Genomic DNA, 25,549 nt, shown 5'->3' on the forward strand with positions numbered 1-25,549 from the left:
CATACGGACCGCTCGTTTGCGCAGCTCAGGGGGATAAGAGGAGGGGCGTGCCATGACTCAATCCTTTCACGGAATCGAGTCTCTACCGAACCCGGAACGGTTCACTTTCCGGTAACGCATCCAAGCGGAACGTGGACAATCTGACGGCGTCCATGAAGGAAGGCGGCTGGCAGGGTGGTCCGATCAAGGTTGCGCAGCATAATGATGAGCTGTACATCCTGGACGGTCACCACCGTGTCGCAGCGGCCAAGCGTGCTGGGATTGATGTCCCCTATCAGGTCGTGCCGGAAGAGGAGCTGATCGCCCGCTACTCGGGCGGCATCGACGATGTGATTACCGCATGGGCTGAAGTGGGGCCCGATAAACTCGTGAACCGTCACAAGAGGCCGGGGTACAGATGATGAGCAACGCTTCCGCCGAGGTGACGGAGTATGTTGAGACCCTCGCTCGTGTTCAAGCGGAAGTCTTGCGAAGTCTCCCTGACCTGGGTTCGAGCCTGGCAGCGATCGTGAGGCGTGTGTGTACAGGCCAGCTGTCAAAGTCTGGATCAATCTCGGGTGGGATCGAGTACGCGGTACACGGCGACGGTTGCCTGTTTGTTTCGAGCGATGGTCGGGAAATCGATATCGATTTCCTTATCGACGGAACCCCTGTATTCGATTCGTGGCGGATTGAGAGATTCTCCGCGAGTCGGGGGATTGCCTCGAAGGTCACGGCAGATGAGTTGGCCCGGGAGTGCCGTCTAATGGCTTCATCCGGGACTCTCGAAGAGGTCAGTGAAGGATGGTTCTCGGTGAAACCCGAGCAATCTACTGATGGTCGACTGATAGGCGATGGTCAAGGCTAACGCGGCGGCCAAGTTGCAATAGAGCAGGTAATGCATGAGGCCCCACCGGTCGATCTTCCGGTGGGGCCTCTGGCGCGTGCTGGAGTGTCTGACGGCAGTAGTTGACGGCAACGTCAGCGGATGGGTACTGCGCAGGGCGGCGGTTCGTCACGGTCGTCGGGTTGGCTGGTGGTCTCGTCGGAGCGCCGGAGGGTGCGGCCGAGGAGGTCGATGGCGTCGCGTTGGAGGCGGAGTCTGACGTGGGCGTAGACGGTGGCGGTGACGCCGATGTGGGCGTGGCCGAGGAGTTCTTTGATCACGACGAGTTCGACGCCTTGCTCCAGGAGGAGGGTGGCGGTGGAGTGGCGTAGGTCGTGGAAGCGGATGCGGCGGAGCCCTGCCCGATCGAGGAGGGCGCGGAAGTGGCGATTGAGGTTCCCCCTTTTTATGGCTCGCACGGGGCTGGAGTCGACCACCGCACGCGACCGGTCGAGACGGGCCGCTGCGTTGAGCTCGGTCAGCAGCACTTCGTGCAGTCGCTGCCAGATGTCGGCCTCGTTCCAGCCCCAGTCTTCGCCACCAGGTCATGCCCGAGCCGAAGCCCAACTCCTTGGGTAGGTAATCCCATTGGATGCCGGTGTGCAGCACGAAGAGGATGCCGCACAGCACCTTTCGGTCCGGCAGCGGCTCGCGGCCCGGGCGCCGAAATCGATGTTCCTTGCGTGGCAGCAGCGGTTCTATCCGCTCCCACAGGTCATCTGGCACGATCCACGGCGAGGTTCCCATGCCCGGACAATGCTGAGCTCCTGACGCGGACACGGTCATCAGGACCGATCCACCTCATTGTGTTAGCCGTTGTTATCGCGGGGTGGGGGCGGTGTTTTCGGTGGGCGGGTCCGGGGGGTCGTAGTCCGGGCATTTGGGGTGGCCGCATTCGCACGGGGGCCACTTGAGGGCTGAGCCCGGGGCGAGGTCGGCTCCTTCGGTTTCCGGGGTGGGGTTGGGGACGATCAGGACGCCGTCCGTGCCCAGCGCGTTTGTCAGGCGGCCCAGGTAGCGGCGCGCTTCGCTGCGTGTCATCGCGCCCACCGCCTCAGCGCCTTGGCCACACGTGCCGTCAACTCTTGTGTCGGCTCGGGGAAGTGGCGGGGGAGCCACTCGGGCATCCGGGGGGAGGGGTGCTCCTCGGCCGCCGGCTGCTTCGTCGGCGGGTTCGGCGGGTTCGGCGGGTTCGGGGAGTTGGGGGAGTTGGGGGGATTGGGGGCTGCCATGGGTGTTCAGCCTTTCGCCTTTTCGCGTGCTCTGTGTGACTAGTCGCTCACAGCCTGCCTCCCGGCGGCGTACGCTCGGTAGCCGTTTCGGTCCCGATCGAAAATCTGGGAGAAATGGGGTGCCCGCATGGCGAGGCCCGCACGTGAACTGACGCCCGATCTGTCCGCCCGGCATTTGTTCGGCGCCAAGATGAGAAGTTTCCGCGAAAAGGCCGGGCTCACCCTGGAAGGGCTGGCGGGGGTGGTGCTCGTCAGCAAGAGCCATCTGTCCCGGATCGAGACGGCGGAGTACATGCCTCCCCGGGAGCTGCCCGCCCAGCTCGACGTCGCGTTCGGCACCGATGGGATCTTCGAGGAGCTGTACGGGCTGGCTCGCAAGGAGATCCATCCGGACAAGTACCGGCGGCGCATGGAGTTGGAGGCCCGTGCCCGGGTGATTGACCACTATGCGGGTCAGATCGTCCCCGGGCTGGTGCAGACGGAGGAGTACGCCCGTGCGCTCTTCCGGGTCAGCAATCCGAAAGCCGCTTCGGACGAGATCGAGCAGAAGGTGATGGCTCGGCTCAGTCGGCAAGCGCTGTTGGTCGGTGCTTGTGCGCCGGATCTGTCCATGATCCTTGACGAGGCGGTGATACGGCGGTCCGTCGGCGGACCGACCGTCATGCGGGCGCAGCTTGCCCGCCTTGCCGAACTCGTGGACACCCCCACCAGCACCGTCCAGATCCTGCCCTTCGAGCACGGCGAACATGCTCTGCTGGGTGGCATGTTGACCCTGATGACACTGGACGACAAGTCTTCCGTGGCCTACGAGGAAAGCATGACTACAGGCACTCTGCTGGAAGAACCGGAGAGGGTCAGAACCCTGCGCCGGGCCTACGATCTGATGAGGGCTTACGCTCTGTCGCCGCGCGAGACCGCGGCATTCATCCGATCGGCCATGGAGGCGCTTCCCTCATGAGCACCACCCCGGACCTCTCCGTCGTGGAATGGGTCAAATCCACCTACAGCAACGGCGATGGTGGCGACTGCGTGGAGTGGGCGCCGACGGTTGCCGTGGCGTCCGGCGTCGTACCCGTACGGGACAGCAAGGATCCGCAGGGACCGGCCCTGGAGTTCCGGGTCGCCGGCTGGTCGGCGTTCGTCGCGGCTGTCCGTGACGGTTTTCCCGCTGCCTGAAGCACAACGCGCGAGGCGCGGAGCCCCGTCATCCTCGGTCGTGGAGTCAGGCGATCGGGGGGCGGGGCTCTTCGCTGCGGCCCACCACCGTGCCCGCCCGGTCGACGCAGATCACGTCGACCTTCACCGGGGCGCCGCGCAGGACCGCCAGGGCTTCGTCGCGGGCTCTCGTCGCGACCGCGTCGCCCAGGTGGACGCCCTGGGCCTGGCACAACTGGAGTGCGGCCAGGCCCGTGTTGGCCTCCGTGACCTGGGCCGCCAGGGTTTCGTCCGCGCCCGCCTCCGTCGCCAGTCGTGCCAGGAAGGCCTTGTCGACCTGGGAGCGGGCCGAGTGGAGGTCCAGGTGGCCCGCCGCCAGTTTGGAGAGTTTGGCGAAGCCGCCGCAGATCGTCAGGCGGTCGACCGGGTGGCGGCGGATGTACTTGAGGACCGCGCCCGCGAAGTCGCCCATGTCCAGCAGGGCGTCCTCCGGGAGGCCGTGTTCGGCGACGACCGTCTTCTCCGAGGTGGAGCCCGTACAGCCCGCCACGTGCGTACGGCCGGCCGCGCGTGCCACGTCCACGCCCCGGCGGATCGAGTCGATCCACGCCGAGCAGGAGTACGGGACGACGATGCCGGTCGTACCGAGGATCGACAGGCCGCCCAGGATGCCCAGTCGCGGGTTCCAGGTGGAGCGGGCGATCTCCTCGCCGTGGTCGACGGAGATGGTGATCTCCACGTCGCCCGTTCCGCCGTGCCGGGCGGCCACCTCGGCCACGTGGGAGCGCATCAGCCGGCGCGGGACGGGGTTGATCGCCGGTTCGCCGACCTCCAGGGGGAGGCCGGGGCGGGTGACCGTGCCCACGCCGGGGCCGGCCCGGAAGACGACTCCGGAGCCGGGCGGCAGCAGCCGTACGGTGGAGCGGACCAGCGCGCCGTGTGTGACGTCCGGGTCGTCGCCCGCGTCCTTGACCACGGCCGCCATGGCGTGGTCCGGGGACGGGCCCGGGGGGAGTTCCTCGCGGGCCAGGGCGAAGGCCGGGGTCTGGCCCCTGGGCAGGGTGATCGTCACCGGGTCCGGGAAGTCGCCCGTCAACAGTGCGGTGTACGCGGCTGTCGTCGCCGCTGTCGCGCAGGCACCGGTCGTCCAGCCGGAGCGCAGACCGGTGTGCTTGAGTTGGGCGGTTCGTCCGCCCGTCGCCTTCTCAGTCATGGACAACCCAGATGGCTCGTTCGCTCCACGTGTTGATCCTCGGTGGCACCACCGAGAGCCGCCGCCTCGCCGAGGCCCTCGCCGGGGTCTCGCACAACGGGGTCCCGCACGTCGGGGTCCCGCACGTCGGGGTCCCGCACGCCGGGGGCCCGAGCGGTGCGGGCCCGCACGGGCGGTTCCGGGTCACCAGCTCCCTCGCCGGGCGGGTGGCCCGGCCCGTGCTGCCTCCCGGGGAGGTGCGTATCGGCGGGTTCGGCGGTGCCGAGGGCATGGCGGACTGGCTGCGCGAGCACCACGTGGACGCGCTCATCGACGCCACCCATCCCTTCGCCCGCACCATCAGTTTCCACGCGGCCCTGGCGGCCGCCGATGCCCATGTTCCCCTGCTGGCTCTTCGCCGGCCCTCCTGGGTCCCGGCCGCCGGGGACGACTGGCGGCCGGTCGGGTCGCTGGAGGAGGCCGCCGGGGAGCTGGCCGCCATGAACAGCCGCCGGGTCTTCCTCACGACGGGCCGCATGGGGCTCGCCGCCTTCGCCCGGCTGGAGCTCGACGCGCTGTGGTTCCTGGTGCGTTCCGTGGACGCCCCGGAGCCCCCGTACCCGGCCCGGATGGAGACCCTGCTGGACCGGGGGCCGTTCACCCTGGACGGCGAGCGGGAGCTGCTGCGCCGCCACCGCGTCGACGTCGTGGTGACCAAGGACAGCGGCGGCGCGGCCACCGCGCCCAAGCTCACCGCCGCCCGGGAGGCCGGGGTGCCGGTGGTCGTGGTGCGGCGGCCACCGGTCCCGGCGGGGGTGGCCGTGGTGGCCTCCCCGGCCGGGGCGGTGGAGTGGCTGGATCAGCTGGCCGGTCCGGCCGGGCTCTCCGGGTAGCGGCGCGGTGTCCAGACGATCCGCCGGCCGTCACCCCGCTCCACGCTGACCGTCTGCGACGAGCCGACCAGCAGGATCGTCCGCATGTCGACCTCCGCCGGATCGAGGTCGGCGAGCCGGACGATCCGTACGCTCTCCTCCGGCCCGCCCACATCGCGGCCGATGACGACGGGGGTGTCCGGGGCGCGGTGTTCCAGCAGGAGTTCGCGGGCCTTGCCGACCTGCCACGTACGGCTGCGGGAACCGGGGTTGTAGAGCGCCAGGACCAGATCGGCGGCCGCCGCCGCGTGCAGGCGTTCGGCGATGACCTCCCACGGCTTGAGCCGGTCGGAGAGGGAGAGGACGGCGTAGTCGTGGCCGAGCGGGGCGCCGGCGAGGGCGGCCGCCGCGTTGGCCGCGGTGACGCCCGGCAGCACGCGGACGGGTATGTCCCGGTACGGGTCGGCCGAGGCCACCTCCAGGACCGCCGTGGCCATCGCGAAGACGCCCGGGTCGCCGCCCGAGACCACGGCCACCCGGCGGCCCCGGCGGGCCAGGTCGAGGGCGAACTCGGCGCGCTCCGACTCCACCTTGTTGTCGGAACCATGCCGGGTCTGACCGGGTCTGACCGGTACTCGGTCCAGATAGGTGGTGTAGCCGACGAGATCCTCGGCGGCGGCCAGCGCGCCGCGCGTCTCGGGCGTGAGCCAGAGGGGGCCCGCCGGGCCGGTGCCCACGACCACGACCTCGCCGTGGCCTTCGGGCTCGGCAACGCGGCCGGCGGGCTCGGCAACGCGGCCGCCGGGCTCGGCAACGGGTGCGGGTACGGCGTCGACCCGGCTCGGCAGTACCGCCACCGAGAAGTACGGCACGGACTCCGGATCGATCCCGGCCAGCGCGCCGGTGCGTTCACCGCTCATCGTGGCGCGTTCGACGTACCGCGCGTCCGCCAGCCGCCCGGCGCGCTCGACGGCCCGCCGTACGGTCGGGAAGGTCCGGCCGAGCTTCATCACGACGGCCGAGTCCGTGGACGCCAGCCGCGCCGTCAGCTCCTCTTCGGGCAGGGTGCCCGGCAGGATCGTCAGCACCTCCTCGCCCTCGACGAGCGGGGTGCCGAGCCGGGCCGCGGCGGCGCTCACCGACGTGACACCGGGGATGACCTCGGTCGGATAGCGGTCGGCCAGCCGCTTGTGCATGTGCATGTACGAGCCGTAGAAGAGCGGGTCGCCCTCCGCGATCACGGCGACCGTGCGGCCCGCGTCGAGGTGGACGGCGAGCCGGGCGGCCGACTCGGTGTAGAACTCGTCCATCGCGCCCTGGTAGCCGCCCGGGTGGTCGGTGCCCTCGGTGGTGACCGGGTAGACCAGCGGTTCCTCGATGTGGTCGGCGCGCAGGTGCCCGGCCGCGATCGAGCGGGCGATGGAACGGCCGTGCCGGGCGCTGTGATACGCGATCACATCGGCCTCGGCGATGACCTGTACGGCCCGTAGGGTCATCAGCGACGGGTCGCCCGGGCCCAGGCCGACGCCGTACAGCCGACCGGTGGTGGGAGGCTTCGCGCTCATTCTTCCTCGCTCGCTATCGCGTTGACGGCCGCCGCCGCGAGGGCGCTGCCGCCGCGCCGGCCGCGGACGACCAGGTGCTCCAGGCCGGCCGGGTGTCCGGCGAGCGCGTCCTTCGACTCGGCCGCACCGATGAAACCGACCGGCACCCCGATGACCGCCGCCGGGCGCGGGGCGCCGGCCTCGATCATCTCCAGCAGCCGGAAGAGGGCGGTCGGGGCGTTGCCGACGGCCACCACCGCGCCCTCCATCCTGTCCCGCCACAGCTCCAGCGCGGCGGCGCTGCGCGTCGTGCCCAGCTCGGCGGCGAGAGCGGGCACCGACGGGTCGGACAGGGTGCAGACGACCTCGTTGTCCGCCGGGAGCCGCTTGCGGGTGACTCCGCTCGCGACCATGGCCACATCGCACAGGATCGGCGCGCCCGCGCGCAGCGCCTCACGGGCGCGCGCCACCACGCCGGGGGTGAAAGCGAGGTCCCGCACCAGGTCGACCATGCCGCAGGCGTGGATCATCCGCACCGCGACCTGGGAGACGTCGGCGGGCAGCCCGGCGAGGTCCGCCTCGGCGCGGATCGTGGCGAAGGACTGGCGGTATATCGCCGCGCCGTCCTTCTCGTAGTCGAACACTGTGGACACTGTGGTCTCGCTCATCTCGTGAGTGGGGTGGTGCGGGTGGTGCTCGTGACGCCAGTGGTACTCGTGAGGCCTGTGGTGCCGGTGGTGCGGGCGGTGTCGGTGGTGCTCGTGACGCCGGTGGTACGGGCGGTGCTGGTGGTGAGCGCGGCGCGTGCCGCCGTCACCGCTTCGGCGAGGTCCGCCGGGGTCGCCGTGGTGACGGGGCCCGGCGGGGCGGAGCCGGGTGCCGCGCCGTGTACGGAGATCTCGTAACCGCCCTCGCCGGTCGCGACGACATCCACCCAGCGGCCCTGGGGATGGCCGCACCGGCGGGCGCAGCCCGACCAGTACACGGGCGGACCGGTGAGGGCCAGGGGCGTGGCGGTGACGGCTCCGGCGGCGTCGGCCCGTACGTCCGAGAGCGCCTTCGCGCACCCCGGCCGTCCCGTGCAGGCGCCGACGCCGTGCCAGGGGGAGTCGGGGCCGGTGATCAGGCCGGCCGTACGGAGGCGGTTCAGCAGGTCGCGGGCCGTGGCGGGGGCCAGGCCGGGCACGATCACGCCGCGCCAGGGGGTGACCCGTACGGTCTCGGCCGCGCCCGTCAGCGTCCGCCACCGCGCCACGCTCAGCCGTCCCAGCGGTGCGTAGACGGAGAGCGCCACCGTGCCGTCGGGGGAGTGGACCGGGCCGGGGGAGGGGGGGTCCGCTTCCGGCGGTGCGGCTTCCCCGGGCGCCGCCTCCGGCCCGTGCCCCTTCACCGCTGCCGCCGCGATCCCGGCCGCCGCCAGGGCCGCCGCCACCGCCTCGTCCAGTCCGTGGCCGGGCGGCAGCTCGCGTACCCGCCAGGCGCCCGTGCCGGTCTCCGCCGCCACCGTGAGGAAGGTCTCCGCCGCCAGCAGGGCGGCGCGCGGGGCGTCGGCGGCGGCCACGCGCAGGACCGCAACCCCCTGCGCCCCGGTGGAAGACCCGGTGCGGGTGCCAGTGCGGGTGCCGGTGCCGGTGTGCGGGCCGGTGCGGGTGCCGGTGTGCAGCAGGGCCGTACCGTCCCGCTGTGCGAGCAACGTCACATCCGCGCCGAGGGCCGCCACATCGCCCCGGCCGTCGTCCAGCGCGAAGAGGAAGCGTCCGGAGAGTGCCGTGGCGGTTTCGCTCGCGCACAGCAGCGTGTCCAGTTCGCGGGTCCACAACTGCACGTCGGCCGTGGGGACTCCACCCGGCCCGTCCAGTCCGGCGAGCGGTGACGCCACGATGTTCCGTACCCGCTCGTGCCGCTCCGAGGGCAGCAGCCCGGCGTCGTACAGCAGCCCGGCCAGCTCGCCGCCGCAGCTCTCGCCCAGTCCCCGCAGCTGGATGTTCCCGCGCGAGGTGATGTCCAGATGGCCGTCGCCCAAGCGCTCGGCCGCCGCCGCCAGCACCTCCGCCTGGCGGTGCGTCAGCACACCTGCGGGCAGCCGCAGTCGGGCGAGCCACCCGTCGTCGGCGCTGTGCAGCCGGAGTGCGCCGGGGCAGGCGTCACCGCGCTCCCGCACGGGAGCTTCGTCCCGGTTCACGGGTGTTGGCGAGGTGGGCGGCATGGCGGCGAGCATACCCACGTGACCGGTCACCCTCCCCTGCCGTACGAACCGGCGTTCCGGGTCTCCCTGGCGGTCCCTCCCGCGAGTGCCGGCCGGGAGCACCCGGGCGCCCTCCCCGCCCGTGACCTGCACCACCTACTATGCAGACGGCGGGTCCTCAGGCCCGTCACCGCCAGCGACGGCGTCAGGGGAGGAAGCCCGGTGAGAGCCCGGCGCGGTCCCGCCACTGTGAGTCCCGGCAGCAGCCGGGTGAGCCAGGAACTCCCGCCGTCCTCCCACCGCCCGGGGCGCGGACCCCGAGGAAGGCGAGACGCCGCATGATCCTGCTCCTGTCGACGTCCGACACCGATCTGCTCAGCGCCCGTGCGGCGGGCGGACCGGTCCCGTACCGGTACGCCAACCCCGCCCGGCTCGCGCTCGACGAGCTGCCCGCGCTGCTGGAGGGGACCGACCTCGTCGTCGTACGCCTCCTCGGCGGGCTGCGGGCCTGGCAGGACGGGATCGACCTGCTGCTCACCGGGGACCGGCCGGTCGTGGTCCTCACCGGTGAACAGGCTCCCGACGCGCAGCTGATGGAGGCGTCCACCGTCCCCATCGGCATCGCCGCCGAGGCGCACGCCTACCTCGCCCACGGCGGGCCGGCCAACCTGCTCCAGCTCGCCCGGTTCCTCTCCGACACGGTGCTGCTGACCGGTCACGGCTTCGAGCCGCCCGCCCCGGCACCGACCTGGGGCCTGGTCCCGCGCCCGGCAGGGACGGCTACCGACCCCGACGCCGAGGCCCCCCGCCCGACCGTCGCCGTGCTCTACTACCGCGCCCACCACCTCAGCGGCAACACCGGCTTCGTGGACACCCTCTGCGAGGCCGTCGAGGACGCCGGCGCCCGACCCCTCCCGATCTTCGTCTCCTCGCTGCGCGCCCCCGAGACCGGCCTGCTGACGGCGCTGCGCGAGGCCGACGCCATCGTCACCACCGTGCTGGCCGCCGGCGGTACCAAGCCCGCCGAGGCCTCGGCCGGCGGTGACGACGAGGCGTGGGACGCGGGCGCGCTCGCCGCGCTCGACGTGCCGATCCTCCAGGCGCTCTGCCTCACCAGCAGCCGTGCCGCCTGGGAGGAGAGCGACGAGGGGCTGACGCCGCTCGACGCCGCGTCGCAGGTCGCCGTACCGGAATTCGACGGCCGTCTGATCACCGTCCCGTTCTCCTTCAAGGAGCTGGACTCCGAGGGCCTTCCGGTCTACGTCGCCGACCCCGAGCGGGCCGCGCGCGTCGCCGGGATCGCCGTACGGCACGCACGGCTGCGCCACATATCCAACGCGGAGAAGCGCCTCGCGCTGGTGCTCTCCGCGTACCCCACCAAGCACTCCCGGATCGGCAACGCGGTCGGTCTCGACACCCCCGCCAGCGCCGTCGCCCTGCTGCGCCGGCTGCGCGAGGAGGGCTACGACTTCGGTACGGAAGAGGTCCCGGGCCTGGCCTCCGGCGACGGCGACGAGCTGATCTACGCCCTGATCGAGGCCGGCGGCCACGACCAGGAGTGGCTCACCGAGGAGCAGCTGGCCCGCAACCCGGTCCGTATCCCGGCCGCCGACTACCGGCGCTGGTACGGGACGCTCCCGGCCGGGCTGCGTGAGTCGGTGGAGCGGCACTGGGGCCCGGCGCCCGGCGAGATGTTCGTCGACCGGAGCCGCAACCCCGAGGGCGACATCGTCCTCGCCGCGCTGCGGCGTGGCAATCTGCTGATCCTCATCCAGCCGCCGCGCGGCTTCGGCGAGAACCCGATCGCGATCTACCACGACCCCGACCTGCCGCCCTCGCACCACTACCTGGCGGCCTACCGCTGGATCCAGGCGGCCCGCGAGGACGGCGGCTTCGGCGCCGACGCCATGATCCACCTGGGCAAGCACGGCAATCTGGAGTGGCTGCCCGGCAAGAACGCCGGCCTGTCCGCCGCCTGCGCGCCCGACGCAGCGCTCGGCGACCTGCCGCTGATCTACCCGTTCCTCGTCAACGACCCGGGCGAGGGCACCCAGGCCAAGCGGCGGGTGCACGCCACGCTCGTGGACCACCTCGTCCCGCCGATGGCCCGCGCCGAGTCGTACGGCGACATCGCGCGCCTGGAGCAGCTGCTCGACGAGTACGCGGCGATCTCCGCGATGGACCCGGCGAAGCTGCCCGCGATCCGCGCCCAGATCTGGACGCTGATCCAGGCCGCGAAGCTCGACCACGACCTCGGCCTCGAAGCCCGCCCGGACGACGACGGGTTCGACGACTTCCTGCTGCACGTCGACGGCTGGCTCTGCGAGGTCAAGGACGCGCAGATCCGCGACGGGCTGCACGTCCTCGGCGGCGCCCCGACCGGCCCGGCCCGGGTCAACCTCGTCCTGGCCATCCTGCGCGCCCGGCAGATCTGGGGCGGCACGAGCAGCCTCCCCGGCCTGCGCGAGGCGCTCGGGCTCGACGAGTCCGCCGCCACCCGCACCGCCGCCGACGAGGCGGAGGAGCTGGCCCGGGCGCTCGTCCAGGCGATGGAGGACGCGGGCTGGGACCCGGCGGCCGTACGACAGGTGGCCGAAGGTCACCCGGCGGCCGTCGCCGACATCCTCGCCTTCGCGGCCACCGAGGTCGTGCCGCGTCTGGCCGGTACCACCGACGAGATCGAGCACGTCGTGCACGCGCTGACCGGCGGATTCGTCCCGGCGGGCCCGTCGGGATCCCCGCTGCGCGGCCTGGTCAACGTCCTGCCGACCGGCCGTAACTTCTACTCCGTCGACCCCAAGGCCGTCCCGAGCCGCCTCGCCTGGGAGACCGGCCAGGCCCTCGCCGAGTCGCTGCTGACCCGCTACCGCACCGACAACGGCGATTGGCCGACCTCCGTCGGGCTCTCCCTGTGGGGCACGAGCGCGATGCGCACCTCGGGCGACGACATCGCGGAAGCCCTCGCGCTGCTCGGCGTCCGGCCCGTCTGGGACGACGCCTCGCGCCGGGTGACCGGTCTGGAGGCCGTACCGCTCGACGAGCTGGGCCGGCCGCGTATCGACGTCACCCTGCGCATCAGCGGGTTCTTCCGCGACGCGTTCCCGCACGCCATCGGGCTGCTGGACGACGCGGTGCGGCTGGCGGCCTCGCTCGACGAGCCCGCCGACGCCAACTTCATCCGCGCGCACGCCCAGGCCGACCTGGCCGAGCACGGCGACGAGCGCCGCGCCACGACCCGTATCTTCGGTTCCCGGCCCGGTACGTACGGCGCGGGCATCCTGCAGCTGATCGACAGCCGCGACTGGCGTACGGACGCCGACCTCGCCGAGGTCTACACGGTGTGGGGCGGCTACGCGTACGGCCGCGAGCTCGACGGGCGTCCGGCGCGCGACGAGATGGAGACCGCGTACAAGCGCATCGCGGTCGCCGCGAAGAACACCGACACCCGCGAGCACGACATCGCGGACTCCGACGACTACTTCCAGTACCACGGCGGCATGGTCGCCACGGTGCGCGCGCTCAAGGGCACGGCCCCGGAGGCGTACATCGGCGACTCGACCCGCCCGGAGACCGTCCGTACGCGCACGCTGGTCGAGGAGACGTCCCGCGTCTTCCGCGCCCGCGTGGTCAACCCGCGCTGGATCGAGGCGATGCGCCGCCACGGCTACAAGGGCGCGTTCGAGCTGGCCGCGACGGTCGACTACCTCTTCGGGTACGACGCCACGACAGGCGTGGTCGCGGACTGGATGTACGACAAGCTGACGGAGACGTACGTCCTGGACCCGGAGAACCGCGCGTTCCTCCAGGAGGCCAACCCCTGGGCGCTGCACGGCATCGCGGAACGGCTGCTGGAGGCGGAGTCGCGCGGGATGTGGGAGAAGCCGGACGCGGCGGTGCTGGAGGCGCTGCGGAAGGTGTTCCTGGAGACGGAAGGCGACCTGGAGGGCGAGGACTGACCTCTGCCGTCGCGGCGTTCGGTGGTGGTGGAATGGGCCCCCACCACCGAACGGGGGCCTGACGTGACCGAGCAGCCCGAACAGCGTGACCGGTCTGATCAGCGCGAGCAGCGCCAGCGGCGTGACCGGCCCGAGCAGCGCGATCAGCCCGAGCAGCCTGACCGGCGCGAGCAGCCTGATCAGCGCGATCAGCCTGGCGGGCCCGGTGGGCCGGAACAGCGGCCCGTGGCACGGTCCCGGCCCTTCCTGTACGTCGTGGTCTGCGCGGCCGGAGTCGCCGGGGACTCCGGCGAACTCGTCGCCCTGGCACGGGAGCGGGGCTGGGACGTCGGCGTCGTCGCCACCCCGCAGGGCCTCGGCTTCATCGACGCCGAGGCCCTCCGGGCCGCCACCGGGTATCCCGTCCGCTCCGCCTGGCGCACCCCCGGCGAACCGCGCCCCTTCCCGCCGCCGGACGCCATCGCGGTCGCCCCGGCGACCTTCAACACCCTCAACAAGTGGGCCGCCGGGATCGCCGACACCCTGGCGCTGGGCATCCTGTGCGAGGCGTACGGCCTCGGCGTGCCCACCGTGGCCCTGCCGTACGTGAACGCGGTCCTCGCCGCCCACCCCGCCTACGCGACGAGCCTCGAACGGCTCAGCGGAATGGGCGTGTTGATCGGCGGGCGCACACCGCACCGGCCCAGCGACCGGCGCCGGCCCGACAGCGACGGGAGCACCGCCCCCTTCCGCTGGGAGGAGGCCCTGGAACTGCTCCCTCCGCTCACCGGTCGGTCGTGAGCGGAGCCCGGACAGCCCCGCCGCTCGGCGCTTCCGTCCGGTACGTATGATTTGCTGCGCCTTGTCCGTCCCGTATGGCTTGTCATGCTTGCCATGGGTCCGTGCCCGGCATCAAGAACGCGTAAAGGTTGCCGACTTCCGGCAATGCGAGAAGCTCCGCCGGAACGGCACGATGGGCATCACGGGGACACGGGAGTGATTCCGGTGCCGGGATGCGGAAGTCCGGTCCGGCACCGGGGCCATGGACACAGGGGGTGGACGACGATGAGTGAATTCCTCACCGCCGCGTCCGGTTTCCCCGCCGCCCTCTTCGGCGCCACCCTCCTCGTGGTCGTCGCCTTCTGGCTGCTGGTGCTGGCCGGCGCGGTCGAGCACGACTCCCTCGACACCCATGTCGACGCCGACAGCGTCGGGTTCGGCGGACTGGGCGGAGTGCCGGTCACCGTCCCGGTGTCCCTGATGATCGCCGTGGCCTGGTGCGTCAGCCTCACCGGCTCGGTGCTGGTGCACCGTTCGGACGCGTCAGGGTCCCTCCGTACGCTCTGCTCCGTCGCCGTGCTGCTCGCCGCGTCGCTGATCGCCTGGGGCGTCACCCGGCTCCTCGTACGCCTGCTGCGCGATCTCGTTCCTGAACAGGCCCCGCCGTCCCGGCTCGACTTCATCGGGCTGACCTGCACGATCCGTACGGGATCCGTCTCGATGGACTTCGGCCAGGCAGAGGTCGCGGCGGCGGACGGCTCGACCGCGATCGTCCAGGTCAGGCAGACCGTCCAGGACGGGCGGAGCGACGCCCTGTCAGCCGATGGCGTGCTCACCGCCGGTTCCACGGCGCTGCTGTACGCGTTCGACGAAGACGGCGAATTCTTCTGGGTCGCGCCTTTCGATACGGCGCTCGACCCGCGCACCGCCCGCTGAAGCCATCACCGAAGCCATCACCGGAGAACCGGGAGAGGCGGCAGACCCCAGGGCTCGGGCCCGGGTCCCGCTCCTCTCGCTTCGTCCTCCGCTCTTCTCTTCTCGCCCCTCGTTCCTCAAGGATTACCCATGGATGCCATCTCCTTGGGCATCGGCGTGCTGATCGCCGTTGTCCTGCTCATCACGATCGTCTCGCTCCTGGTGGTCAGCCGGCTGTTCCGCAAGGTGGAGCAGGGCCGCGCGCTGATCATCTCCAAGACCAAGAAGGTCGACGTCACCTTCACGGGCGCCGTCGTGCTGCCGGTGTTTCACAAGGCCGAGCACATGGACATCTCGGTGAAGACCATCGAGATCCGCCGCACCGGGCGGGAGGGGCTGATCTGCCAGGACAACATCCGCGCCGACATCCACATCTCGTTCTTCGTACGGGTCAACAAGACCGTCGAGGACGTCATCAAGGTCGCCCAGGCGATCGGCACGGAGCGTGCCAGCGACAAGGCCGCCATCCAGGAGCTGTTCGCCGCGAAGTTCTCCGAGGCGCTGAAGACCGTCGGCAAGCAGCTGGACTTCGTCGACCTCTACACCAAGCGTGAGGAGTTCCGGGACCGGATCATCCGGGTCATCGGTACGGACCTGAACGGCTACCACCTCGACGACGCGGCCATCGACTTCCTTGAGCAGACGCCGATGACCCAGCTCGACAGCGCGAACATCCTCGACGCCCAGGGCATCCGCAAGATCACCGAGCTGACGGCGGTCGAGCACGTCCGTACCAACGAGTTCCAGCGCACCGAGGAGAAGGAGATCACCCGGCAGAACGTCGACGCCCGGGAGACCATCCTGGAGCTGGAGCGGCGGCAGGCCGAGGCCGAGATCAAGCAGCGGCGTGAGGTGGAGTCGCTGCGGGCCCGCGAGGAGTCCGCGACGGCCAAGGTGCAGGAGGAGGAGCGGCTCGGCGCGCAGGCCGCGTTCCTCCGTACCGAGGAACACCTCGCGGTGCAGCGCGAGAACCAGGCCCGCGAGATCGCCGTCGCGCAGAAGAACCGCGAGCGGGTCATCGCCGTCGAGAGCGAGCGGATCGAGAAGGACCGCCTCCTGGAGGTCATCGGGCGCGAGCGCGAGACCGAACTCACCCGGATCGCCAAGGACAAGGAGATCGAGGCGGAGCGCCGGGAGATCGCCGACGTCATACGGGAACGCCTCGCCGTGGACCGTACGGTCGCCGAGCAGGAGGAGTCCATCAAGAAGCTCCGGATCGTCGAGGAGGCCGAACGCACCCGGCAGTCGGTGATCATCGCCGCCGAGGCGGAGGCCCAGGAGAAGCTGGTCAAGGACATCAAGGCGGCCGAGGCGGCCGAGGTCTCGGCCAAGCACCGCGCGGCCGAGCAGCTCACCCTCGCCGAAGCCCGCCTGGCGTCCGCCGACTTCGACGCGCGCGCCAAGCTGCGGCTCGCGGAAGGCGTCCAGGCCGAGACGGCGGCCGTCGGACTCGCCCAGGCGCAGGTCCGGGACAGGGAGGCGGACGTCATCGAGAAGGCGGGCCGCGCGGAGGCCGAGGCCACCGGCGCCCGGCTGCGGGCCGAGGCGGAGGGCACCAGGCTGAAGGCGCTCGCCGCCGCCGAGGGCACGCGGGCGCAGGCCACCGCCGACGCCGCGATGATCGGCGAGAAGCTGAAGGCCGAGGCGGCGGGGCTGACCGAGAAGGCGGCGGCGATGGCCGCGCTGGACGACGCTTCCCGGGGGCACGAGGAGTACCGGCTGCGCCTCGAAGCGGAGAAGGAGATCCGGCTGGCCGGGCTCGACGTGCAGCGGCAGGTCGCGGAGGCGCAGGCCACGGTGCTCGCGACCGGTCTGGAGAGCGCCGACATCAACATCGTCGGCGGCGAGTCCGTCTTCTTCGACCGGCTGATCTCGTCGATCGCGCTGGGCAAGGGCGTGGACGGGTTCGTCCAGCACTCGGAGACGGCGCAGGCCCTGGTGAAGCCCTGGCTCGACGGCTCGGCGAGCTTCCCGGAGGACCTGACGCGGATGGTCGGGTCGGTCTCGACCGGTGATGTGGCGAACCTGACGGTGTCCGCCCTGCTGATGAAGCTGATGAAGTCCGGGGGCGCGGAGGCGGGGCAGCTCCAGCTGCTGCTGGATCAGGTGGACCGGCTGGGGCTCGGGGACACGCCGCTCGCGGCGCTGAACGGCGTCGGCAAGGGCTGACGGCGCGGTCCGGGGGCTGACCGCGCGGGCCAGGGGCTGACGGCGAAGGGTACGGGGCTTCGGGAGCCGCCGCCGGGGGGCGGCGGCTCCCGAAGCCCCGTGCGGAGCGGTGCGTACGGGCAGGGCGGTGCGCACCGGCAGGACGACGCGTACGACAGAGCGGTGCGTACGGACAGAGCGACGCGTACGGGAACGAGTACGGGAAGAGGGAAACGCGATGGAGACCGACGTGGACGCCGGTACGTACGAGGTGCTGCGCGACCGGCTCGGCGCGCGGGCCGGTGAGCTGGCCCGCCGGGCCGAGGCGCTGAACTCCCGGCGTATCGAGGCGTTCGGTTCGACGGAGCTCGCCCTCACCGGCACGGAGAGTATCCGCACCGAGCGGCCGGGCGTGCCCCGGGACGTCGTCTCCGTGGGCGGCTGTCTCCTCTTCGGCGGCAATGTCCTCCCCGGTTCCGCGTCCGGGGCCGGGACCGCCGTCGGCGACGTCTTCGCGCTCCACGACCGGGAGCTGAACCGCCTCCCCGACGACGCGGTGCCCGGCCTGCTCGACGACCCGCGCTTCGTCAAGGAGTTCGCGGAGCTGTACCGGTACTACCGCGACGCCCGCCTCCTCCAGCTCCGCCAGGCGGACGGCAAGCTGCTCGCCGTCTTCCGTACCGGCGAGCGGGCCGACGACATCCGGGTGCTGCGCTGGGCGGTCGCCGCCGGCGGAGCGGTCGAATTCCTCGACGCGCGCGGCGACCGGGACCATGTCGTCCCCGCCGCGCACGACGTCACGTGGACGCCGACGAGCCGCGAGGACCACGTCCTGGGCCGTCATCCGCACCTCTCCGTCGACGGCGGCGCGGTCTTCGTGTCGACGGCCGGCGGCCTGCTCACCGTCAAGGTGGAGGACGACACCGAGACGGCCGGGGGGATCTTCGAGGAGCCGGTCGACGAGCCGCTCCAGTCCCTCGCGGACGCCGAGGTCGAGTACGCCAGGGCCGGGGTGCTGATCCTGCTGCGTGTCCGCCCGTACAAGGAGGAGACCCGCCGCCACCTCGTCTTCAACACCGTCACCCGGACCGTCGTCCGGCTGGACGGCATCGGGCAGGCGTGCCGCCGGTTGCCGGAGGACCAGGGCATCGTCTTCCCCGGCGGCTACTGCCTGGCCTCGGGGACGTGGAAGACCTTCGATCTCGACACCACGGACCTGGAGTTCGAGCGGGTCCTGCGCTCCCCGAACGGCGAGGACGTGCTGTACGCGTTCCACGCCCGCGACGAGGGCCGGAGCCTGCTCCTCCCGTACAACCTGATCCGCGAGGAGGTCGCCGCCCCGCTCTCCTGCCACGGGTACGCGCTCTTCGAGGACGGCACGCTCGTCGTGCTGCGCGCGGGCGCGGACCCCGGCGAGCGCGAGCCGGCCCGCGTGCATCCGCTGCAGGTCTGGCGCTCCCCGTACGTCTCCGACACGTACGCCGCCGAGAGCCCGGGCGGCACCGGTCCGCTGGCCCGCATCGGCAACGCCGACCTGGTGCGCGGCATCTCCGACTGCCTGTCGCTGGCCCGCGCCGCCACCGGGACGACGGACGCCGGGACGGGCGGGGATCCCACGGCCGGGGTGTACGAGACGCTGCTCGCCGCGTGCGTCCGCGCGGCCGACACGTACCACTGGCTGGGCGATCCCGACGTGGGCGACCTGCGCGCGCCGCTGGACGAGGTGCGGGCCACCGCCGAGCAGGTGCTCGCCGAATTCGCGACCGTACGGACCCTGACGCGGGCGGCCGCCGACGCGCTCGCGGAGTCCGCCGCCGGGATCACCGCGCTCGTCCGCAGGACCCGTGGCGACGCACCGCGCTCGGCCCCCGGGTGGGTGGAGCGGCTCACCGAACTGCGCCGCGCCTACGGTCATCTGCTGACGCTCAAGGAGCAGCGGTACGCGGACACCGGGCGGATCGACACGCTCGCCGGCGAACTGGCCTCCGACATCGACGCGTTCGCGCAGCGGGCCGTCGCCTTCCTGCGCCGTGACGACGCCTTCACCGGCTACCACGAGGAGACCGCCCGGCTGACGGGCGACGCCGGGACCATCGCCACCGCCGCCGAGGCGGGCCCGGTCACCGCGCGGCTCGACGAGCTGACGGCCGGGCTGCGGACCGTCACCGAGGTCGTCGCCGGACTGGAGATCGGCGACGCGACCGTCCGTACCTCCATCCTGGAGCGGATCGCCGAGGTCCTGGGCGGGGTCAACACCGCCCGCGCCACGCTCGACGTGCGCCGGGGGGAGCTGACCGAGCACGAGGGGCGGGCCGAGTTCGCCGCCGAACTGGCTCTGCTCGGGCAGGCGGTCACCGGGGCGCTGGCCACCGCCCACACCCCTGCCGCGTGCGACGAGCAGCTGGCGGGGCTGCTGCTGCGGCTGGAGGGGCTGGAATCCCGCTTCGCGGAGTCGGACGACTTCCTGGCCGAGCTGGCCACCCGCCGGGGCGAGGTGTACGAGACGTTCTCGTCCCGCAAGCAGACCCTCCAGGACGCCGCCGCCCGGCGCGGCGAGCGGCTGGGCGAGTCGGCCGCGCGGGTGCTGGAGACGATCGCGCGCCGGGCGGCGGCCCTGGACTCCGCCGACGCGGTCAGTACGTACTTCGCCTCCGACCCGATGGTCGACAAGGTCCGCCGTACGGTCGCCGAGCTGCGCGAACTGGGCGACCAGGTGCGGGCGGAGGAGCTGGCGGGCCGGATCACGGTCGCGCGCCAGGAGGCGGCGCGCGCCCTGCACGACCGTACCGACCTGTACGCGGACGGCGGTGCGCTGATCCGGCTCGGGCGCCACCGGTTCGCGGTCAACACGCAGCCCCTGGACCTCACGCTCGTACCGTCCGCCCACGGGCTGAGCTTCGCCCTCACCGGCACCGACTACCGGGCGCCGGTCACGGACCCGGACTTCGCGGCGACCCGGCCCTACTGGAACCAGTCGCTGCCCTCGGAGTCGCCCGAGGTGTACCGCGCGGAGTATCTGGCGGCGCGGCTGCTGGACGAGCACCCCGCCGCTGCCGGGGACGACCTGCTCGCCGTCGTGCGGCGGGCGGCGGAGGACGCGTACGACGAGGGGTACGAGCGCGGGGTGCACGACCACGACGCCGCGCTGATCCTCGGCGCGCTGGTGCGGCTGCGCGCCGGGGCCGGGCTGCTGCGCTACCCGCCGGCGGTCCGCGCGGCGGCCCAGCTCTTCTGGGCGCACGGCACCACGTCCGGGGCGCGCGCGGCATGGACCCGGCGGGCCCGGTCGATGGCGCGGGCCCGCGAGACGTTCGGCCTGGCACCGGCGATCGAGGCGCTGCGGGCGGAGTTGGCCGGGGTGATGGCACCGTACGGCGGCGGCGCGCCGAGTGCCGAGTACCTCTTCGAGGAGCTGACCGGCGGCCCCGAGGGCTTCGTGACCAGCGCGGCGGCACGCACGCTGCTGGCCGGTTTCCGCGCGGCGGCGGGAGACGCGTACGACGCGCCGCAGGACACTCCCGACGACGACCTGGACGCCCGCCGCCAGCTGGTGGAGAACTGGCTGGGCGCCTACGCCGAGGCCTGCGGCCAGGAGATCGACCCGGGCGATCTGGCGGAGGCGGTGGCGGTCGAACTCTGCCCGGACCTGCCCCGCTACGAGTCGGCCGCCCCGCCCGCCGAGACCGTCGAAGGGCTGCTCGGCAGCCACCCCCGGATCGACCGGCGCCGCCTCACCGTCCGGCTCGACGAACTCCTCTCCCGTACCCGGGACTTCCGCGACCGGGTGGCGCCGGGCTTCCGCGCTTACCAGCGGCGGCGTGGCGCCCTGGTCACGGCCGAACGGGCCCGGCTGCGGCTAGACGACCACCGGCCGCGCGTCATGTCCTCCTTCGTCCGCAACCGGCTCATCGACGAGGTCTACCTGCCGCTCATCGGCGACAACCTCGCCAAGCAGCTCGGCACGGCGGGCGAGTCCCGGCGCACCGACAGCAACGGCCTGCTGCTGCTCCTCTCGCCCCCGGGCTACGGCAAGACGACCCTCATGGAGTACGTCGCCGACCGCCTCGGCCTGGTCCTGGTGAAGATCAACGGCCCGGCGCTGGGCCACACGGTCACCTCGCTCGACCCGGAACAGGCACCCAACGCGACGGCCCGCCAGGAGGTCGAGAAGATCAACTTCGCGCTGGAGGCCGGCAACAACACACTCCTCCACCTGGACGACATCCAGCACACCTCGCCCGAACTGCTCCAGCAGTTCATCTCGCTGTGCGACGCCCAGCGCCGTATCGAGGGCGTGTGGAACGGCGGAACCAGGACGTACGACCTGCGCGGCAAGCGGTTCGCGGTCTGCATGGCCGGCAACCCCTACACCGAGTCCGGGCAGCGCTTCCGGATCCCCGACATGCTCGCCAACCGGGCCGACGTATGGAATCTCGGGGACGTCCTGACCGGCAAGGAGGACGTCTTCGCGCTGAGCTTCGTCGAGAACGCCCTCACCGCCCACCCGGTCCTGGCCCCCCTGGCCGCCCGCGACCGCGCCGACCTCGACCTGCTCGTACGCCTGGCCGCCGACGACCCGAGGGCCCGCCAGGACCGCCTGCGCCACCCCTACCCGCCGGCCGAACTGGACCGCGTCCTCGCCGTCCTGCGCCACCTGCTGACCGCCCGCGCGACGGTCCTCGCGGTCAACGAGGCGTACATCGCCTCCGCCGCGCAGTCCGACACGACCCGCACCGAGCCGCCGTTCCTGCTCCAGGGCTCGTACCGCAACCTCAACAAGATCGCGGCCCGCATCGACGCCGTCATGAACGACGCCGAACTCTCCGCCCTCATCGACGACCACTACACGAACGAAGCCCAGACCCTCACCACCGGCGCCGAGTCCAACCTCCTCAAGCTCGCCGAACTGCGCGGCACCCTCACCCCGCCCCGAGCCGCCCGCTGGGAAGCCCTCAAAACGGCCTACGTCCGCAGCCGGTCCCTGGGCTCCACGGAGGACGACCCCCTCACCCGGGCGGTCGCGGCCCTGGGCCTGCTGGCGGACCGGGTGGCGGCGGTGGAAACGGCGATCACGCGCGCGACGGAGGGCCGCCGGCCGACCGCCCTCTCATGACGACGCGCACCCCGCCCGGAACCCGGGCGGGGTGCGCGTCGACGTCGGCCGCCCGAGGAACGGCACGTGTGCACACGGTCACGCGTGCACACGGTCAAGTGCTCACAAGGTCACGCGTTCCCGAAGGAGGAGACCACCGGCTCCGCCACCTCGTCCGCCCGCTCGTACTGCGCGAGCGCCAGCCCCAGCCCGAACCACGTGGCGGGCCACTCCCCGACGAAGATCCCCCACCGGTCGGCGCGGTCCATCCCGGCCGGCTCGACCTTCATCGACCCCGCCCACGACGCGATGGACAGGCCGATCGACACACAGGCCACGGTGTACGCGTGCTCGCTGCGCAGACCCTTGTCGTGCAAGAACTTGACGATCATGACTCTCCCGGGGGATGGAGTACGGCATTCCCTCCACGGTCACCCGGGACGGCCGAGCCCGCATCCGGAGGGGCGGCGGGCGCGCGCCCTCCTGGACGGTCGTCCTTCGCGATATTTCTTGGCGTTGCTCCGTGCGCTCCGTCTTGCGGGACTTTTGAGCTGCTGGGGGCCGGACGCGCCCACCGCCCTCCGAGCCGCCCACCCCCGGGCGCGTCCGGGGGTGGGCGGCCCGGCGGCCCGGCGGCCCCGCCGTCCGTCAGTCCCGTCAGCCCCGTCAGCCCCGGCGGTCCCGGCGGTCCCCGCCGGGGCTCCTCACGGCCACACCAAGCAGTACGGCTGGTGCCCCGCGTCGTGCAGTCGGTGGGAGAAGTCCTGCCACTCGTGCAGCAGCTGGTAGACGTTGAACGCGTCCATCGGGCCGCCCCGGTCCGGGACCGTGGACCAGATGAAGGCCGCCGCGCCCACCGATTCCTCGCCGAGGTCGCGCAAGGGGTCGACCACCGTCATCGGGAGCTTGACGACCGCGTAGTCGGGGTGGAGGACGACCAGTTCCAGCGGGGGCACCTTGTGCAGGGGCATCCCCTGTATGCCGGTGAGGACCATCGCCGCGATCGTCTCGGGCTTGATCTTGGTGAACATGCCACCCATGCCCAGTTCGTCGCCACCCAGTTCCTCCGGGCGCATCGAAATGGGGACCTGGGCCGCCGTCGCGCCGTTGGGCGCGCCGAAGTACTTGTAGGTCACCCCCAACCGGCCACTGCTCCTGCTCCCCGCGGGCTGCTCCCGGGCTTCGTGTCTCCGGTGCTTCCCCCGACGGGCAGGCTCAGGACCCAGGTCGTCGGTCCCCTCGCCCCGTCCGCCACCGCGATGCATATCTCCACCCGACCACTCGCAGCCCTGGCCGCGCAACCCGATCATCGTGACAGTGACCTCCCCCACGAGCGTGCGGTGAAACACCTGTCCGCAAGAACGTCCGAGCCTCTGACACCATGGATTGCGTGAGCTTCCCCTATGACGCCCCAGTTTCGCAGACACTCTTTGACCGTGCGGCCCTCGTGACGCCCGGCGGCGTGAACTCTCCCGTGCGTGCCTTCCGCGCGGTGGGCGGTACGCCCCGGTTCATGGTGTCCGGTAACGGTCCATACCTCATCGATGCGGACGGTCGTGAATATGTCGACCTCGTATGTTCTTGGGGGCCGATGATTCTCGGTCATTCCCACCCAGAGGTCATCGCGGCGGTCCAGACGGCGGTCGCCCGTGGTACGTCCTTCGGTACGCCCGGTGAGGGTGAGGTCGCGCTCGCCGAGGAGATCGTGGCCCGTATCGCCCCCGTCGAGCAGGTGCGGCTCGTGTCGTCCGGCACCGAGGCGACCATGTCCGCGATCCGGCTGGCCCGTGGTTTCACCGGCCGCGCGAAGGTCGTGAAGTTCGCCGGCTGCTACCACGGCCACGTCGACGCGCTGCTCGCCGCCGCCGGTTCCGGGGTCGCGACCCTCGGGCTGCCGGACACCCCGGGGGTGACCGGCGCGCAGGCCGGCGACACCATCGTGCTGCCGTACAACGATCTCGACGCCGTACGGCAGGCGTTCGCCGCGCACCCCGGTGAGATCGCCTGTGTGATCACCGAGGCGTCGCCCGGCAACATGGGCGTCGTGCCGCCGCGTGAGGGTTTCAACGCGGGACTCAAGGAGATCTGCGCCGCCGACGGAGCGCTCTTCATCTCCGACGAGGTGATGACCGGTTTCCGTACGTCGAAGGCCGGCTGGTACGGCGTCGACGGCGTCGTACCCGACCTGATGACCTTCGGGAAGGTCATGGGCGGCGGCTTCCCCGCCGCCGCGTTCGGCGGGCGTGCCGATGTCATGGGCCGGCTCGCCCCGGCCGGCCCGGTCTACCAGGCCGGGACGCTCTCCGGGAATCCGGTCGCCACCGCCGCCGGTCTCGCGCAGCTGCGGCTGCTGGACGACGCGGCGTACGAGAAGATCGACGCGGTCTCGGCGGAGATCCAGGGGCTGGTGACGGCGGCCCTGAACAAGGAGGGCGTCGCCCACCGGGTCCAGACGGCGAGCAACATGTTCTCCGTCTTCTTCACCGCCGACGAGGTCCACGACTACGAGGGGGCGAAGAAGCAGGAGTCGTTCCGCTTCACGTCCTTCTTCCACTCGATGCTCGCCGACGGTGTCTACCTGCCGCCGTCCTCCTTCGAGTCCTGGTTCGTCTCCACCGCCCACGACGAGCGCGCCATCGAGCGCGTCGCCGGGGCCCTGCCGGCCGCCGCCCGCGCCGCCGCCGAAGCCACCGAGCCGGAGAACGCCGCATGAGCGACAGCAGCAGCACCAGCAACAGCAGCGAGACGACCGTCGTCCATGTGATGCGCCACGGAGAGGTGCACAACCCGGACGGTGTCCTCTACGGCCGCCGTGCCGGTTACCACCTCTCCGAGCTGGGCCGGCAGATGGCCGACCGGGTCGCCGAGCACCTGGAGGGGCGTGACATCACCCACGTCGTCGCCTCTCCGCTGGAGCGCGCCCAGGAGACCGCGAGCCCGATCGCCAAGATCCTCGGGCTGTCCCTCGACACCGACGACCGGCTGATCGAGGCCGCGAACGTCTTCGAGGGCAAGACCTTCGGTGTCGGGGACGGCGCGCTGCGCCGGCCCGAGAACTGGAAGTACCTCACCAACCCCTTCCGGCCGTCCTGGGGTGAGCCGTACATTGACCAGGTCGTACGGATGATGGGCGCCCTGAACACGGCGCGCGACGCGGCCCGTGGGCATGAGGCGGTCTGCGTCAGCCACCAGCTGCCGATCTGGATCGTGCGGAGCTTCGTCGAGCGGCGCCGGCTCTGGCACGATCCGCGCCGGCGGCAGTGCACGCTCGCGTCCCTGACGAGCTTCACCTATCAGGGCGACAAGATCGTGTCCGTCAGTTACACGGAGCCCGCCCGGGACCTCGTGCCCGCTCACCTGCTGGCCGGTGCCAAGCCGGTGAAGGGCGGGGCCAAAGCCTTCGGGGCCTGATCACGCCGGAAGATCACCCGACGGTCACCGGAAGGGCGCCTGGACGGTCACCGGAAGGGCGCCCGGAAGGGCACGCCGGAAGGCACGCGAGAAGGTCACGTCAGTGTGATGGCCTTCACATCTGGCGCACATCGGTAAAGATATGACAAGCATAGGAACCTCC

19 protein-coding genes, 2 pseudogenes and 1 riboswitch are annotated in these 25,549 nt (G+C 71.8%); of the genes and pseudogenes, 12 read left to right on the top strand and 9 right to left on the bottom strand.

The features are described from left to right. The first annotated feature begins 131 nt into the window (after nucleotides 1-131). Both ACIBAE_RS24080 and ACIBAE_RS24085 read left to right on the top strand, forming a co-directional pair. Nucleotides 132-401 (top strand): ParB/RepB/Spo0J family partition protein, encoded by a 270-nt coding sequence (locus ACIBAE_RS24080; protein ID WP_399289144.1) that lies wholly within the window; start codon nucleotides 132-134, stop codon nucleotides 399-401. Beyond that, nucleotides 401-847: a DUF6896 domain-containing protein gene (locus ACIBAE_RS24085; RefSeq protein WP_399289146.1), complete on the top strand. Its 447-nt coding sequence runs from the start codon at nucleotides 401-403 to the stop codon at nucleotides 845-847. The genes ACIBAE_RS24080 and ACIBAE_RS24085 overlap by 1 nt, the downstream gene beginning before the upstream one ends. Before the next feature lie 113 nt (nucleotides 848-960). Here the strand turns inward: ACIBAE_RS24085 and ACIBAE_RS24090 are convergent. The 3 genes and pseudogenes from ACIBAE_RS24090 to ACIBAE_RS24100 all read right to left on the bottom strand — a co-directional run. Further along, a pseudogene (locus ACIBAE_RS24090) lies at nucleotides 961-1,275 on the bottom strand (tyrosine-type recombinase/integrase); the annotation flags it as partial. Next, nucleotides 1,244-1,623 (bottom strand): annotated as a pseudogene (locus ACIBAE_RS24095) (transposase); the annotation flags it as partial. The pseudogenes ACIBAE_RS24090 and ACIBAE_RS24095, both read right to left, overlap by 32 nt. A 61-nt stretch (nucleotides 1,624-1,684) precedes the next feature. Further along, nucleotides 1,685-1,906 (bottom strand): hypothetical protein, encoded by a 222-nt coding sequence (locus ACIBAE_RS24100; RefSeq protein ID WP_399289148.1) that lies wholly within the window; start codon nucleotides 1,904-1,906, stop codon nucleotides 1,685-1,687. A 318-nt stretch (nucleotides 1,907-2,224) separates the two neighbouring features. On the opposite strand from ACIBAE_RS24100, the gene ACIBAE_RS24105 reads away from it, so the two are divergent. Both ACIBAE_RS24105 and ACIBAE_RS24110 read left to right on the top strand, forming a co-directional pair. Next, nucleotides 2,225-3,055 carry a Scr1 family TA system antitoxin-like transcriptional regulator gene (locus ACIBAE_RS24105; protein WP_399289150.1) on the top strand — a complete coding sequence of 277 codons (831 nt, stop codon included), beginning with the start codon at nucleotides 2,225-2,227 and terminating at the stop codon, nucleotides 3,053-3,055. Continuing rightward, nucleotides 3,052-3,273, top strand: a complete 222-nt coding sequence (locus tag ACIBAE_RS24110; RefSeq protein ID WP_399289152.1) for a DUF397 domain-containing protein — start codon at nucleotides 3,052-3,054, stop codon at nucleotides 3,271-3,273. Before ACIBAE_RS24105 ends, ACIBAE_RS24110 begins: the two co-directional genes overlap by 4 nt. Before the next feature lie 46 nt (nucleotides 3,274-3,319). Here ACIBAE_RS24110 and ACIBAE_RS24115 read toward each other — a convergent pair whose 3' ends face one another. Continuing rightward, on the bottom strand, nucleotides 3,320-4,465 hold the full coding sequence (locus ACIBAE_RS24115) for a cobalt-precorrin-5B (C(1))-methyltransferase (RefSeq protein ID WP_399289154.1): 1,146 nt from the start codon (nucleotides 4,463-4,465) through the stop codon (nucleotides 3,320-3,322). An 11-nt stretch (nucleotides 4,466-4,476) separates the two neighbouring features. Between ACIBAE_RS24115 and ACIBAE_RS24120 the strand changes: the two genes are divergently transcribed. Next, nucleotides 4,477-5,337, top strand: a complete 861-nt coding sequence (locus tag ACIBAE_RS24120) for a cobalt-precorrin-6A reductase (RefSeq protein ID WP_399289156.1) — start codon at nucleotides 4,477-4,479, stop codon at nucleotides 5,335-5,337. Here ACIBAE_RS24120 and ACIBAE_RS24125 read toward each other — a convergent pair. From ACIBAE_RS24125 to ACIBAE_RS24135, 3 genes are read right to left on the bottom strand one after another with little or no spacing between them, the layout of a single operon-like run. Next, nucleotides 5,304-6,881, bottom strand: coding sequence for a precorrin-2 C(20)-methyltransferase (locus ACIBAE_RS24125; RefSeq protein ID WP_399289158.1), 1,578 nt, complete (start codon nucleotides 6,879-6,881; stop codon nucleotides 5,304-5,306). The genes ACIBAE_RS24120 and ACIBAE_RS24125 overlap by 34 nt on opposite strands. Then, complete coding sequence (locus tag ACIBAE_RS24130; protein WP_399289341.1) at nucleotides 6,878-7,504, bottom strand: precorrin-8X methylmutase; 627 nt, start codon at nucleotides 7,502-7,504, stop codon at nucleotides 6,878-6,880. The genes ACIBAE_RS24125 and ACIBAE_RS24130 overlap by 4 nt, the downstream gene beginning before the upstream one ends. 20 nt (nucleotides 7,505-7,524) lie before the next feature. Continuing rightward, nucleotides 7,525-9,066 (bottom strand): cobalamin biosynthesis protein CobG, encoded by a 1,542-nt coding sequence (locus tag ACIBAE_RS24135; protein ID WP_399289160.1) that lies wholly within the window; start codon nucleotides 9,064-9,066, stop codon nucleotides 7,525-7,527. 190 nt (nucleotides 9,067-9,256) lie between these two features. Beyond that, a riboswitch (cobalamin riboswitch) is annotated at nucleotides 9,257-9,330 on the top strand. Nucleotides 9,331-9,383: 53 nt separating this feature from the next. Here ACIBAE_RS24135 and cobN point away from each other — a divergent pair. From cobN to ACIBAE_RS24160, 5 genes are all read left to right on the top strand, one after another. Then, nucleotides 9,384-13,001: a cobaltochelatase subunit CobN gene (gene cobN / locus ACIBAE_RS24140; protein WP_399289162.1), complete on the top strand. Its 3,618-nt coding sequence runs from the start codon at nucleotides 9,384-9,386 to the stop codon at nucleotides 12,999-13,001. 225 nt (nucleotides 13,002-13,226) lie between these two features. After that, nucleotides 13,227-13,781 (top strand): flavoprotein, encoded by a 555-nt coding sequence (locus tag ACIBAE_RS24145; RefSeq protein WP_399289343.1) that lies wholly within the window; start codon nucleotides 13,227-13,229, stop codon nucleotides 13,779-13,781. A 264-nt stretch (nucleotides 13,782-14,045) separates the two neighbouring features. Further along, nucleotides 14,046-14,696 carry a hypothetical protein gene (locus ACIBAE_RS24150; RefSeq protein WP_399289164.1) on the top strand — a complete coding sequence of 217 codons (651 nt, stop codon included), beginning with the start codon at nucleotides 14,046-14,048 and terminating at the stop codon, nucleotides 14,694-14,696. A 129-nt stretch (nucleotides 14,697-14,825) separates the two neighbouring features. Beyond that, entirely contained in the window at nucleotides 14,826-16,904 is a 2,079-nt protein-coding gene (locus ACIBAE_RS24155) for a flotillin family protein (RefSeq protein WP_399289166.1), read from the top strand. A 217-nt stretch (nucleotides 16,905-17,121) separates the two neighbouring features. Then, nucleotides 17,122-21,996 carry a DNA repair ATPase gene (locus ACIBAE_RS24160; RefSeq protein ID WP_399289168.1) on the top strand — a complete coding sequence of 1,625 codons (4,875 nt, stop codon included), beginning with the start codon at nucleotides 17,122-17,124 and terminating at the stop codon, nucleotides 21,994-21,996. Nucleotides 21,997-22,106: 110 nt separating this feature from the next. On the opposite strand, the gene ACIBAE_RS24165 is transcribed toward ACIBAE_RS24160, so the two are convergent. Continuing rightward, nucleotides 22,107-22,367, bottom strand: a complete 261-nt coding sequence (locus tag ACIBAE_RS24165; RefSeq protein ID WP_399289170.1) for a hypothetical protein — start codon at nucleotides 22,365-22,367, stop codon at nucleotides 22,107-22,109. A gap of 312 nt (nucleotides 22,368-22,679) precedes the next feature. Next, nucleotides 22,680-23,240 carry a hypothetical protein gene (locus tag ACIBAE_RS24170; RefSeq protein ID WP_399289345.1) on the bottom strand — a complete coding sequence of 187 codons (561 nt, stop codon included), beginning with the start codon at nucleotides 23,238-23,240 and terminating at the stop codon, nucleotides 22,680-22,682. Nucleotides 23,241-23,356: 116 nt separating this feature from the next. Between ACIBAE_RS24170 and hemL the strand changes: the two genes are divergently transcribed. Together hemL and ACIBAE_RS24180 are read left to right on the top strand one after the other, a co-directional pair. After that, nucleotides 23,357-24,688 (top strand): glutamate-1-semialdehyde 2,1-aminomutase, encoded by a 1,332-nt coding sequence (gene hemL, locus ACIBAE_RS24175; protein WP_399289172.1) that lies wholly within the window; start codon nucleotides 23,357-23,359, stop codon nucleotides 24,686-24,688. After that, entirely contained in the window at nucleotides 24,685-25,386 is a 702-nt protein-coding gene (locus tag ACIBAE_RS24180; protein WP_399289174.1) for a histidine phosphatase family protein, read from the top strand. The genes hemL and ACIBAE_RS24180 overlap by 4 nt, the downstream gene beginning before the upstream one ends. Nucleotides 25,387-25,549: the final 163 nt, after the last annotated feature.

The organism is Streptomyces sp. NPDC051569, assembly GCF_044454085.1.
Taxonomy (GTDB): Bacteria; Actinomycetota; Actinomycetes; order Streptomycetales; family Streptomycetaceae; genus Streptomyces.

What these genes read in the sequence shown, in the direction of transcription:
- cobN (WP_399289162.1), top strand. Translation starts at nt 9,384, where the DNA reads ATGATCCTGCTCCTGTCGACGTCCGACACCGATCTGCTCAGCGCCCGT.
- ACIBAE_RS24160 (WP_399289168.1), top strand. Translation starts at nt 17,122, where the DNA reads ATGGAGACCGACGTGGACGCCGGTACGTACGAGGTGCTGCGCGACCGG.
- ACIBAE_RS24135 (WP_399289160.1), bottom strand. Translation starts at nt 9,066, where the DNA reads ATGCCGCCCACCTCGCCAACACCCGTGAACCGGGACGAAGCTCCCGTG.
- ACIBAE_RS24165 (WP_399289170.1), bottom strand. Translation starts at nt 22,367, where the DNA reads ATGATCGTCAAGTTCTTGCACGACAAGGGTCTGCGCAGCGAGCACGCG.
- ACIBAE_RS24170 (WP_399289345.1), bottom strand. Translation starts at nt 23,240, where the DNA reads ATGCATCGCGGTGGCGGACGGGGCGAGGGGACCGACGACCTGGGTCCT.
- ACIBAE_RS24115 (WP_399289154.1), bottom strand. Translation starts at nt 4,465, where the DNA reads ATGACTGAGAAGGCGACGGGCGGACGAACCGCCCAACTCAAGCACACC.
- ACIBAE_RS24155 (WP_399289166.1), top strand. Translation starts at nt 14,826, where the DNA reads ATGGATGCCATCTCCTTGGGCATCGGCGTGCTGATCGCCGTTGTCCTG.
- ACIBAE_RS24125 (WP_399289158.1), bottom strand. Translation starts at nt 6,881, where the DNA reads ATGAGCGCGAAGCCTCCCACCACCGGTCGGCTGTACGGCGTCGGCCTG.
- hemL (WP_399289172.1), top strand. Translation starts at nt 23,357, where the DNA reads ATGGATTGCGTGAGCTTCCCCTATGACGCCCCAGTTTCGCAGACACTC.
- ACIBAE_RS24120 (WP_399289156.1), top strand. Translation starts at nt 4,477, where the DNA reads ATGGCTCGTTCGCTCCACGTGTTGATCCTCGGTGGCACCACCGAGAGC.
- ACIBAE_RS24180 (WP_399289174.1), top strand. Translation starts at nt 24,685, where the DNA reads ATGAGCGACAGCAGCAGCACCAGCAACAGCAGCGAGACGACCGTCGTC.
- ACIBAE_RS24110 (WP_399289152.1), top strand. Translation starts at nt 3,052, where the DNA reads ATGAGCACCACCCCGGACCTCTCCGTCGTGGAATGGGTCAAATCCACC.
- ACIBAE_RS24085 (WP_399289146.1), top strand. Translation starts at nt 401, where the DNA reads ATGAGCAACGCTTCCGCCGAGGTGACGGAGTATGTTGAGACCCTCGCT.
- ACIBAE_RS24105 (WP_399289150.1), top strand. Translation starts at nt 2,225, where the DNA reads ATGGCGAGGCCCGCACGTGAACTGACGCCCGATCTGTCCGCCCGGCAT.
- ACIBAE_RS24150 (WP_399289164.1), top strand. Translation starts at nt 14,046, where the DNA reads ATGAGTGAATTCCTCACCGCCGCGTCCGGTTTCCCCGCCGCCCTCTTC.
- ACIBAE_RS24100 (WP_399289148.1), bottom strand. Translation starts at nt 1,906, where the DNA reads ATGACACGCAGCGAAGCGCGCCGCTACCTGGGCCGCCTGACAAACGCG.